Below are 9927 nucleotides of genomic sequence, written 5' to 3' on the forward strand. Positions count from 1 at the left end.
ACAAGTTTTTATTGATAGTTTTTTACCAACACACGCATGATTTAACTTTGAAATTTCGCCTAAAGTTAACAAGAAAGTGGCTGTACATCAACAGCCACCACTTTATATTCTGGGCACATCGTTTCAGTATCACAGATATCCCCGGTTAATCGGTTTACCATCAGTTCTGGAAAATGAAAAGTGGTAAACAATACACCGGGTTTCACTTTATTACTCACCTTGGCCACCATCCGTATTTCACCCCGCTCACTGAATAATTTGACTTCGCTATCGCTGACAATTTGCTTGCGTCTGGCATCTTGCGGATTAATCAATAAGATATCTTTATCAACAATTTTTTCATTGTTAGTTCGACGAGTCATCGTGGCAGCATTGTAGTGTTCAAGAACTCGGCTGGTGGTTAAAATAAACGGAAAAGTTGCACCATTGGCAATCAACTCCTGAGTTTCGGCAAAGTCGAAGTAATGAAACTTTCCTTTGCCTCGTTTAAACTGTTCAATATGTAAAATATCGGTCCCTTGACCATCAGCCAAAACCGGCCATTGCTTACCATTTTCGCCTAATTCATGCCACTTTACGCCTGCAAAAAACGGCACGATCTGAGCAATTTCTTCGAGCACCACTTCAGGTGCGGCACTCGGCTGCTGCCCCCCTAAATGATTAATCATATCTGCTAAAATCTGCCCATCGGTTTTACAGCCCGATAGCGGTTCAATTGCAGCATTAACCGCCTGAATACGCCGTTCACCATTGGTAAAGGTTCCAGATTTTTCCAGAAAAGAGGTTCCCGGTAAAACAACATCAGCCAGTTTTGCAGTTTCAGATAAAAATATTTCTTGAACAACAAGAAAGTCCAAATTGTTCAATGCCGCAAGTACATGTTGCTGATTAGGATCGGTCTGAGCGACATCTTCTCCCATAATCCAGATAGCTTTTAAATCACCTGCCACCGCAGCATTGAACATTTGTGGGATTTTCAAACCGGCTTTTTCTGGCATATGTACACCATAATGCGCGGTATATTTAGCATGATTATCAGCCGAATCAATTGGCATGTAACCAGCACCTTGATGAGGCTGACACCCCATATCTGCGGCACCTTGAACGTTGTTTTGACCACGCAAAGGATTTACACCCACACCAGGACGACCGATATTCCCAGTCATCATTGCTAAATTCGCAATATACATAACAGTACGGCTACCTTGCGAGTGCTCGGTTACGCCGAGCCCATGAAAACTCATTGCTTTATCGGCGCTGGCATAAGCGACCGCAGCACGTTTGACGAGTGCTTTATCAACGCCACATATACTTTCTAATTCATCCATATTTAGCGCCATCACACGGGCTTTAAAAGATTCCCAATCCTCACAACGCTCTGTAATAAAAGCATCATCAACCAGATTTTGTTCAATGATGTAGTAACACATCATATTCATCATAGCCAGATTAGTACCTGGTCTTAACTGCAAATGATAGGTTGCATAACGCGCAATTTCTGTTTTAACCGGATCAATAACAATCGATGGCACTCCCTTCATCAGTTGCTGTTTTATTTTGGCTCCAGTTACCGGATGTGCTGCCGTGGGATTGGCACCTATCACCATAATAAAACTGGTTTCTTTGATATCTTTAATAGAATTAGTCGCAGCGCCTGTCCCAAAAGCTTGCTGCATACCATATGCGGTCGGCGAATGACAAACTCTGGCGCAGCAATCAATATTATTTGTGCCAATCACGGCTCGCAGCAATTTCTGCATTAAATAGTTTTCTTCATTCGTACAACGCGCAGAAGAAATACCTGCAATAGCATCGGCACCATGTTCAATTTTTATTTTTGAAAGCCGAGTGGCAATAAGTTGATATGCCTCATCCCAACTGGCGCTGACAAATTGTCCATTTTTTTTAATTAATGGTGTTTTTAGCCTCTCAGGATGATTATAGAATTTCCAGGCATAGCGCCCTTTTAAACAGGTATGCCCCTGATTCACCTCAGCATCATTCGGCGCACGAATAGATAAAATTTCATTCCCTCTAACAGACACTTCTAGATTACAACCCACGCCGCAGTACGAACAAACGGTGCGAACTTTTTTTTCTGCCTCAACAGCCCTTGCTTGAAAAATATCACTGATGGCGCCTGTCGGACAAGTATGTGCACATGCGCCACATGATACGCAGGCAGACTCATCAAAACTGACATCATCATCTTTTATAATTTTACTGGCAAAACCGCGGCCACTTATGCCAAGCACCAGTTCACCTTGAATTTCATCGCACGCTCGAACACAACGATAGCAGTTAATACATTTAGCCAGATCACTGCGCATATAAGGGTGTGACTCATCTTTGTCATAATGACTATGATTTTCGGCATTTTGATAACGAGACTCTGTGATACCTACTTCTGCAGCAACATCTTGTAATTCACAATGACCGTTAGATTCACAAGTATCACAATCGAGCGGATGATCGCTGACCACCAGTTCAACAATGTTTTTACGCAACTTTTGAATTGCCACTGAATGCGTTTCAATATGCATTCCCTCAGCAACCGGAGTGTGACATGAGGCTACAACTTTTTGAGGACCATCAGCCTGTAATGCAACATCAACCGAGCAAACACGACACGCACCATAAGCCTCAAGCCGAGAATCATCACACAAAGTTGGAATTGAAAAATGATATCGCTGTGCAAATTGTAAAATAGTTTCGCCTGCCTCAATCTGATAAGGCTGACCGTTAATAAAAGCAACTTTTGCAAGCTCAGGATTTTTGGTCATATTGATTTCTCCAACGCCTGAATTTTTTTCAGCGATTGTGGATCAAATAAGTGTGTTAGTTCGGCAAAAAAATATTGCAACGCATTTTTTACAGGTAATGGAACACCACCGCCAAGGGCACATAATGAACCTTTCTCCATAGTTTCCAGCAGGTCATCGAGTAACACTTTATCGAGTAGATTTTCTTTAGTAATGGCATCGCGAAACATTTCTTTGCCACGCGTTGCACCAATTCGGCAGGGAAAACATTTGCCACAAGATTCAGCTTCGGTAAAGTCAAATAAATGCATAATATATTTGCCCAAGTCCTGCTCGACTGGAATACCGATAATACTTGCATGTCCTAATAAAAAGCCTTGAGTTTGAAAAGACTCAAAGTCGAGTGTCAGATGTTCAATTTTTTCAATTGGCACCAATCCACCCAATGGTCCGCCAATATGTAGTGCTTTTAATGGCCGAGAGAAACCGCCAGCAATATCTATCATCTGCTTTAATGGCATACCCATTTCAATTTCATAAATGCCAGGCCGATTAAAGCAACTATCCATTGAAAGCAGTTTAGTGCCTGTTGAACGACCATTGCCCAGTGCAGCAAAAGATTCTGCCGAATGCGCTAAAATCCAATGAATTGACGCAAAAGTTTCAACATTATTCACAATTGTTGGCTTACCAAATAAGCCCTTAACTGTTGGAAAAGGTGGGCGCACAGAAACCATTGGTCTTTGACCTTCAATCGAGCGTAATAAAGCTGTTTCTTCACCGCAGATATAGGCCCCGGCACCACGAATAATCTTAAATTGAAATTGAAAATTTAAATCCGCTAATAAATTGAGTTTTTCAAATTCATCAATTGCTTTTTGCGTATTTTCAACCGACTGAGGATATTCATCACGAATATATAATACCCCCCAGTTTGCACCTGCCAGATAACCGGCCATTAACATACCAAATAAAACGGCATGAGGACGATGTTCAAGTAAGTAGCGATCACTAAAAGCACCGGGATCGCCTTCATCGGCATTACAAACAATATATTTTTGCTCAGCGATTTCTGCCGCACAGGCTTTCCATTTAATGCCAGTAGGAAATCCGGCACCACCACGCCCTCTTAAACCAGAGCGAACAATCTGCTCAAGTAGTGATTGTTTATTTTGCGATTGAATGACTTGCGTAAATAATTGATAGTAGGACTCAACCTGTTCAATACTTTCCATCAAAAGCGGCTTTGCTAATAAACATTCAATGGTATAGGTTTCTTGTGAGGGCGCCGACTCATCAATAATCGCCTTGATATTATCGATATCCTTACCAGAATAATTCTTACCTTGGTATTGAAACGACAAGTTTTCATGGCAGCGACCAATGCAGCTCACATGACCAATTTCGTCATCCTTGAGATGTTGTTGTAATTGCTGTTTAACGAATTCTTGTTTACCAGCACACAAACAGGAAGAGCCATTGCAAACATAGGCTTTTTTTCCTGCGTTTGGTCCTTGAATAAAATCATAAGCGGTCGATGCACCATAAACATTGGCTTTTCCAATTTTAAATGTTTTAGCCACTTCTTTTAAACGAACAGGTTCGCCACCAGCCTGTATAATTTTTTCAAAAAGGTTTTCAGTTAATCCTTTTCGACTGGAAAGCTGTTGAAGATTTTCTGACATAATAAAATCCTGAAAAATTAAACCAACTTGAATGCGACTGAATCATTTAACAAATTTTTGTGCGCAGTATAAAGATTAAAGGAAGTATCTTTTGCAAAACCCACCAGCACAATATCAAATTGATTCGCAGCTTGAATAGCTAAATGACTTGGTGCCCCCAAAGCGACAATCATAGCAAAGCCAGCCATAACCGCTTTTTGCACTAACTCAAAACCAATACGACCCGACAAAACCAATATACCAGATTGTTGCAAATCATGTTTTATTAATTCGTAACCTATCAATTTATCTAACGCATTATGCCTTCCAATATCTTCAAAGAATGGCGCATTTTCAATATCAAGAAAATCATCTTGGTAATAAATAAGACCAGCAGCATGTACCCCTCCAGTCTTAGAAAATAATGGTTGTCGCGCAAGCTGATTTTTTAGCTGTTTAATGAGTTGATGTGATAACTGAAAATCAACTTTTTTAAGATTTCTTTTTGGTTTTAAATCTAATGCTTGCAGGCTCGTTTTACCACATAACCCACAGCCCGAATAACTCATATGGTAAGGCTGAATCAAGTGCTCCTCAATATCTAACTGATGTCGCAAATTAACAATATATTGATTGGTTAAACCAGATACACCATTAGTTTGCCTTTGGGGTAGCGGTGACAAAGGCTCTTGCTCAATAGTGTTAATATCCTGCGCAGAACAAATAATACCTTCGGTCAATAACAAACCATAAATTAATTCTATATCATTTCCTGGTGTTCGCATGGTTAAACCATAAGGTTTTAGTTTATCTCGATGAGATAACAGAATTTGCATTGGCTCTTCAACCGCAATAACATCCGGTTTTAAATCTACCCGATTATGTTCAACCTGAAAGCGATGGATATTGAATTGGTTATCTGGCATATAAGTTCTTGTATCGTTCGATTAAACACTAACTATTAATAAAGACTTTAGCTTTATTTTAATGATAATAAATCAGCCGCCCCAAATCCTTATTTTTTACTGTTTGCCATCAATTATTTGCCAAAAATCTACATTTTGTGCCTAATCAGTATTTTATCTCGTTAAAATAAGTATTAATTGAGAATAGTTATTAAATTACACATTTTGTACATATCAAACTATCATACTCTCATTTTAGCGGAATAGAATGCTATTCATAACGTTTAGAACCCTGTACTCTTAGAAAGGTTATAACCTAAGATTTTATCATCTAAGTAACAGATGGATGTGTTTGAAATTAATAGAATAAGGTATCAATTATGTCTGAATTAGTCGCCAAAGGTAGTTCCCGAAATCGCATTTTAAGCGTTTTATCAATCATGCTCGGGGGGATAATCTTTACTTTTGTTATCGCCTACAATTCAATTTTTTATGCTGAACCCGGCTACATTTATCATGTACGCACCTTGTTAGGTAGCGAAGAGGTTGTTACCGAAGTTGGTTACAAGTTTTATCCATTTGGCCGTTATAATTCCTGGAAACGCGCAATGACCGTACAAGCCGCAGAAGGGAGCAAAGGTAATGCCATTCGCGCCGAGCAAGACTCCGATAATACCTCAGCCAGCTTGCCGCCAATGAGCATTATGTTTCTTGACCAAGTAGACGCCCATGCACAGGCAACCGTCAGGTTCTCTATTCCATCCGATCCCGAATCATTCCTTAAATTAGCCCATGAGTATCGTTCACCAGAAAACTTATTGCGTACCGCATTAATGCCAGCATTTAAAGAAACCCTACAAGCCAATGCTTCATTAATGAGTGCCGAAGAATATTATTCGGGTGGGCGGACGCAGTTTAATTCTGAATTTGAAGATCAAATGCGCAATGGCATCTTTTTAGTAAAACGCGAAGAAATCGAAGTGAAGTCACCGCGCACCGCAAAATCTACAGCCAACGCAGCACTCGGTACTTCACAACAGCAATATGGTGACGACTCAAAAACAGTTTTTGTTGTCAAGAAAGTACTTGACGATGATGGGCAACCTCGCCGTAAAACACAACGCTTTTTATCGTTTGGCATCAGTGTTGTTTCAGCACTAGTAACGGATATGCGTCCAAACCAAAAATTTGTTGAACGCATGCAATTAAAACAGAAAGCATCAGCAGATCGCGCTATAGCGAGAGAGCAACGAGTTCAGGAAGAAGAACAAAGACTACTTGCTATTGCTCGCGGTGAACGTGAGGTTGCAGAACGCCAAGCCAAAGCCAAAGTAGAGCAAATTCAAAAAACCACTGAAGCTGAAACAGAAAAACAACTAGCAATTACCAGTGCCGAAAAATTAAAAGCACAAGCCACTATTTCTCGTGAAACAGCACAAATCAATTTTGAAAAAGCAAAAATTGAGGCGGAAACCAAAAAGACACTGGCCGAAGCTGAAGCCTATCAAAAACGCGTAATACTCGAAGCAGATAATGCTTTGGCACAAAAGCTTGAGGCTGAAATCAGAATTCAAACCCTGTGGGCTGAAGCTTTTGCAAAACGTAAAGTACCAACAACTGTTTTTGGTGGAGGTGCAGGAGGCTCACCTGTAGGTAGTGACGGTGAAGTTAAAGCTTTCATGCAAATGTTAACGATGGATGCCGCACAACGTTTAAATTACAATCGAGATTTAAATACACAAAGTAAAAAATAAATAATCACTCGGCCACAAGTCATATTATTTTGCTTGTGGCTAATCATTAACTCAATTGCAAAAAGCTTTCTGCAACCCCCTGATAACTGAAAACAAAGAAAAATTCGAACAATTCTTAATCTATTACTTTTTTAAAAAATACATCAATCAAACCAGTGCCGGATTATTTTAATTGTCGATGTCGAAAACAATCAACCGTGTGATCGTTTACCATGCCCACAGCCTGCATAAAAGCATAACAAATTGTTGTACCGACAAAAGTAAACCCTGCTTTTTTTAAAGCCTTAGACATCGCATCAGATTGCTCGGTATTGGCTGGAACGCTTTTTAAATCAGGCCACCGATTTTGTACAGGCTGACCATCGACAAATTGCCATAAAAAATCAGAAAAAGACTCTCTTTTTGAAAGCTCAAGATAAGCCTTAGCATTTTTTCTGAAACCATATATTTTTAGTTTATTACGAATTAACCCCTCATTTGTTAAGTGTTTATCAAGCTGCGCATCAGTTAGTCGAGCCATTTTGAGCGGATCAAATTGATGAAATGCTTTGCGGTAATTTTCCCGCTTTTTTAGTACGGTTATCCAACTTAACCCCGCCTGTACCCCATCAAGCAATAAATGCTGAAAAAGCAACTCACTGTCATAAACCGGCACACCCCATTCTTCATCATGATAATCGATATAGATCTGATCCTTGCCTACCCAGCCACAGCGACTTTTATTTTTCATTCTTTCCTCCGAATATTGTCGATTTTTTGATACATTTTGCTCTGAGTAGGTATAAAAACCAAATCTCATTTGATATATCCTATTTTTTTTAGTATATACTTAGCAAAAATACATTCAACTGGTATCTAGGTTCGTTTAATACAATATAATAAAGTAGAACTACCGTGAATCAATCTGTCGATTTAAACAAATTAAAAGCTCAAGCCAAAGTGCTCCAGCAGCGATGGCGTAAAAAGCTCAGCTATCTATCTGATTCAATCAGTCGTTCAGGTATGGAAGGCGCTGCTCACTGGCTAAAAACTCATAATCAAATAGAACAACTTAAAGAAGCGCTCGAAGACTTATTAAAAACCAGCAATGATCCCGAGTTTCGATTATCTCAAGTTGATACCACATTAAACAGTTTTACACTACCCGAGGAAGACCAGCAACAGGCAGAATGGTATAAAACTGCTGATTTATTATTAACCTCTTTTCAAGCAAAACTCATTAATGATAAATTATTTGACAAAACATTGCTCGCTAAAGCACTCAATGAACTTAAATTTATCAGTGAAGCCAATGAGTTTCACGAACGCTATCAAATTGACTCCATTCAGCAACAGGTGATTCAAGTGTATCAGGAACTATTAAAAGAACTAGCCGAATTTAAACAGTTTGAAAAAGAAAAATTAGCGCAGCAGCAAGAACAAGAAAAACTACAGCTAGCCCAGTTGGCTAAAGATAAAGCAGAAGCAGAAGCCAAAAAGGTCATGCTGGAAAGCGTAAAAATAAAAGAAAAACGGATTGCAATTATTGAAGAAAAAAAACGCAAAATTGCTGAAAAAGAATTACTCGAATCACAAGCCCAAATTGATTATCAGCAATCAGAAATAAAAGCCAAGCAAGCTGAAGAAGAACGTCAGGCAAAGCTACAAGATGCCTATGTTGATTTACAACTCGAAGAAAAAATTAATCAATGGTCACTTGGTGATGTTGTTAATGTATTAAAGGAAAAACTCGACCAAGATAATTTTGATTCAAGCTTGAGATTAAAGGTTGAGCAACTCATAGAAGAGTTAGGACAACCTTCTAGTGAGTAAAATTTTTATCTGGTTGAATAGGCGGTCTTGTCAAGACTAATACATATTTCGGTTGATGATTTACTTTGACAGTTGAAAACTTCATCGCAATAACCAACTATAATAATCAAATCAAGTCTCCAACAATTGCGGAAGAAAAATTTTTAATTTCAGTTTGGAATTAGTTGACTACTACACTCTTTAACCTTATTTAGTAGTTGATTACTTTGATACTGCATATGGATTAATTTGTTTTCTAATCGCTTTTCACCTTCTTTTAAATATGGAGCTATTTTTTCAGGGAGTTTTTCTTGTTTTAAATAACCTAATATAAGCATAGCCTACTTTTCCACCAACAATTACAACAACTAGCATTGGACCAATTGAGAAAAAGCGAGACAGGACACCCATACTCAAAACGACAAAGATGGCTAAATCACTTGAAAAATCCGATTACACCAATATTCAACAACGCATCAATCAAGTTAACAAAACAAAGCAAGACGGCTATTTCTTTAATGAAACTATCAACCTCCAATCACCAAAAGCATCCCAACAGTATCAATTTTTCGCTGCAAGACTATATCCAACTCACTGACTTGGACGAGCCATTCGAAAAGATAAACCGGGTTATATCCCACTAAATGAACCACCCATTTTACAAAAACTTAATATCGCTAATGACGGCTTCATACAATTAATGAAAGCCAACGATGATTTATCAAAACTCACCATTATTGGTTCACCTGCTTCACTATCTCACTATTTAGAAAATGCGCAAAATCATTTTATTAAAGGAATGAATTTAAGTAAGCAGGTTTTTAGTTAACACAAACAGTAAAATACATTCAGTCATTGTTCGCATCAGCTTTTGCTGAGAATTACCTGCGCTTGAAATTTGAATTTTTAATAAAAACTAAATCAAAATTTAAAATAAAACGTAATTGCTCAAAAAGCGGGGGCATTTAGACTTTACGGTGAGTTTACTATGAATTCACATAGTTGAGGTATTTTTCCTAACTTTTTTATACGATCTTCTAAGTAATGCCAA

8 protein-coding genes are annotated in these 9927 nt (G+C 38.6%); 3 read left to right on the top strand and 5 right to left on the bottom strand.

The genetic code is table 11. The features are described from left to right. Positions 1 to 65: 65 nt before the first annotated feature. Genes fdhF through ABVT42_RS20265 form a run of 3 tightly spaced genes read right to left on the bottom strand, consistent with a single transcriptional unit; the run spans position 66 to position 5352 of the window. Positions 66 to 2783 (bottom strand): formate dehydrogenase subunit alpha, encoded by a 2718-nt coding sequence (fdhF, locus tag ABVT42_RS20255; RefSeq protein WP_353897745.1) that lies wholly within the window; start codon positions 2781 to 2783, stop codon positions 66 to 68. Then, positions 2780 to 4447 carry an NADH-ubiquinone oxidoreductase-F iron-sulfur binding region domain-containing protein gene (locus ABVT42_RS20260; protein ID WP_353897746.1) on the bottom strand — a complete coding sequence of 556 codons (1668 nt, stop codon included), beginning with the start codon at positions 4445 to 4447 and terminating at the stop codon, positions 2780 to 2782. The genes fdhF and ABVT42_RS20260 overlap by 4 nt, the downstream gene beginning before the upstream one ends. Before the next feature lie 17 nt (positions 4448 to 4464). After that, on the bottom strand, positions 4465 to 5352 hold the full coding sequence (locus ABVT42_RS20265) for a formate dehydrogenase accessory sulfurtransferase FdhD (protein ID WP_353897747.1): 888 nt from the start codon (positions 5350 to 5352) through the stop codon (positions 4465 to 4467). Positions 5353 to 5711: 359 nt separating this feature from the next. On the opposite strand from ABVT42_RS20265, the gene ABVT42_RS20270 reads away from it, so the two are divergent. Next, positions 5712 to 7085 carry an SPFH domain-containing protein gene (locus ABVT42_RS20270; protein ID WP_353897748.1) on the top strand — a complete coding sequence of 458 codons (1374 nt, stop codon included), beginning with the start codon at positions 5712 to 5714 and terminating at the stop codon, positions 7083 to 7085. A 163-nt stretch (positions 7086 to 7248) separates the two neighbouring features. Here ABVT42_RS20270 and ABVT42_RS20275 read toward each other — a convergent pair whose 3' ends face one another. Beyond that, the gene (locus ABVT42_RS20275) at positions 7249 to 7815 is read right to left on the bottom strand and encodes a DNA-3-methyladenine glycosylase I (RefSeq protein ID WP_353897749.1); all 567 of its coding nucleotides are present in this window, start codon (positions 7813 to 7815) and stop codon (positions 7249 to 7251) included. Between the two features lie 164 nt (positions 7816 to 7979). Between ABVT42_RS20275 and ABVT42_RS20280 the strand changes: the two genes are divergently transcribed. Further along, a complete protein-coding gene (locus ABVT42_RS20280) occupies positions 7980 to 8897 on the top strand; it encodes a coiled-coil domain-containing protein (RefSeq protein ID WP_353897750.1) in 918 nt (305 codons plus the stop codon). 149 nt (positions 8898 to 9046) lie between these two features. Here ABVT42_RS20280 and ABVT42_RS20285 read toward each other — a convergent pair whose 3' ends face one another. Beyond that, positions 9047 to 9214, bottom strand: coding sequence for a hypothetical protein (locus ABVT42_RS20285; RefSeq protein WP_353897751.1), 168 nt, complete (start codon positions 9212 to 9214; stop codon positions 9047 to 9049). A 362-nt stretch (positions 9215 to 9576) separates the two neighbouring features. Between ABVT42_RS20285 and ABVT42_RS20290 the strand changes: the two genes are divergently transcribed. Next, positions 9577 to 9705 (top strand): hypothetical protein, encoded by a 129-nt coding sequence (locus ABVT42_RS20290; protein ID WP_353897752.1) that lies wholly within the window; start codon positions 9577 to 9579, stop codon positions 9703 to 9705. The last annotated feature ends 222 nt before the right edge of the window (positions 9706 to 9927 follow it).

It is taken from the genome of Aliikangiella maris, assembly GCF_040719265.1.
Classification (GTDB): Bacteria; Pseudomonadota; Gammaproteobacteria; order Enterobacterales; family Kangiellaceae; genus Aliikangiella; species Aliikangiella maris.

Bases quoted from the DNA above. Each gene is read 5' to 3' on its own strand.
- fdhF (WP_353897745.1), bottom strand. From the start codon at position 2,783: ATGACCAAAAATCCTGAGCTTGCAAAAGTTGCTTTTATTAACGGTCAG.
- ABVT42_RS20260 (WP_353897746.1), bottom strand. From the start codon at position 4,447: ATGTCAGAAAATCTTCAACAGCTTTCCAGTCGAAAAGGATTAACTGAA.
- ABVT42_RS20265 (WP_353897747.1), bottom strand. From the start codon at position 5,352: ATGCCAGATAACCAATTCAATATCCATCGCTTTCAGGTTGAACATAAT.
- ABVT42_RS20270 (WP_353897748.1), top strand. From the start codon at position 5,712: ATGTCTGAATTAGTCGCCAAAGGTAGTTCCCGAAATCGCATTTTAAGC.
- ABVT42_RS20275 (WP_353897749.1), bottom strand. From the start codon at position 7,815: ATGAAAAATAAAAGTCGCTGTGGCTGGGTAGGCAAGGATCAGATCTAT.
- ABVT42_RS20285 (WP_353897751.1), bottom strand. From the start codon at position 9,214: ATGCTTATATTAGGTTATTTAAAACAAGAAAAACTCCCTGAAAAAATA.
- ABVT42_RS20290 (WP_353897752.1), top strand. From the start codon at position 9,577: ATGAAAGCCAACGATGATTTATCAAAACTCACCATTATTGGTTCACCT.